The 1,185-nt window shown below is 71.1% G+C and carries 2 protein-coding genes; both read right to left on the reverse strand.

Annotated features, from left to right (window positions below):
* Window positions 1–488, reverse strand: a 488-nt coding sequence (locus Q8S40_RS01910; RefSeq protein ID WP_305669086.1) for a hypothetical protein, incomplete at its 3' end; no start/stop codon positions are given.
* 309 nt (window positions 489–797) lie between these two features.
* A partial coding sequence (locus Q8S40_RS01915; RefSeq protein ID WP_305669087.1) for an extensin family protein occupies window positions 798–1,185 on the reverse strand: 388 nt, incomplete at its 5' end.

Below are 1,185 nucleotides of genomic sequence, written 5' to 3' on the forward strand. Positions count from 1 at the left end.
ATTTCATGGGCCAGTTCGGCGGCGCGCTCCTCGATAATCAGGCCGACCTTTCGGCGCACGGCCTCGAACTCCGCCTCGGACGGCTCCGGCGCCGCCGCGGCCTCGGCCGCGGCCAGCCGGGTCAGGGCCTCGGCCGCCTTCAGCTGGGCCAGCGCTTCGGCGGCGCGGCCCTCCACAAGCAGGGCGGCGGCGCGATCGAGGGCGCGGCGTCGGATGACCGGGCCGGCGGGCGGATCGGTCCCGTCAGGGGGCGCGCCCGGGTCCGTGTCTGGTCCGGCGATCCGTTCGCGCGGCGGCAGATCGCGATCCGCCCGCGCGGCCTGATGCCGCCGCGACCAGCCCTCGCGCCGGCATTTCTTCCTCAGATTGGCCAGGCCGACGTCGAATCGCCGCGCCACCGACGGCCCGCTCTCGCCGGCCTCATAGGCGTCACGCACCCGCATCCACACCTCGGGGCCGCGATATTTTCTGAGACGGAAATGGTCCATGGCGAGACCAGACCACGCCCCTGCGTCAGAATCGGACGCAGGCGTATCCATGATCTCCGAATTCGCACCGGCCGTCGTCGGAGTCGCGCTTCCGGCGTCGTCCAATTCTCCCGGACCGTTCCCCTTTCGACGCGAAGCGTCATCCGGTCCGTCTGCGGCGCCAGCGCAGGGTTCATCACCAAGGCCACGAGGAAGGGAGGAAGGCCACGAAGCTCGCACCGGCCCTTCGTGTCCTTTGTGATTCCTTTGTGCCCTTTGTGATGAACCTGCTCGCGCTGACGCGCGCACCCCGCCGCCGTCGCCACGCCCCTACCGGCAGAACCGCGTCTCCGTCGCCTCCAGATGCAGGTGATCGGCGTGGGCGGCGTTGTAGTCCGGGCTCAGAACCGTGCCGAAGATGCGGCAGGCGTCGTCGCGGATGCGGCGCAGGAAGCGCGCCTCCGGGGCGTCTCCGGTCCAGTGCCCCGCCAGGGTTACCCGCCGTCCGTCGCGCAGCCGCACCCCGGACAGGTCCAGCGCCGCCGCCCGGGCATGGGCGCTGACCCGGTTCGAAACCCCGCCGTTGTTGACGTTGCGACAGGCATAGGCGCCCATGTGATCGATCTGGACCACGTCCGAGCCGAGGATCTCGCGCGCCGCCGGCTCCAGCGACTGCCGCCGCCAGATGCTGAGCGCCAGGGCGGTGCGGCAGGTCATC

Source organism: Falsiroseomonas sp., from assembly GCF_030695085.1.
Lineage (GTDB): Bacteria > Pseudomonadota > Alphaproteobacteria > Acetobacterales > Acetobacteraceae > Falsiroseomonas.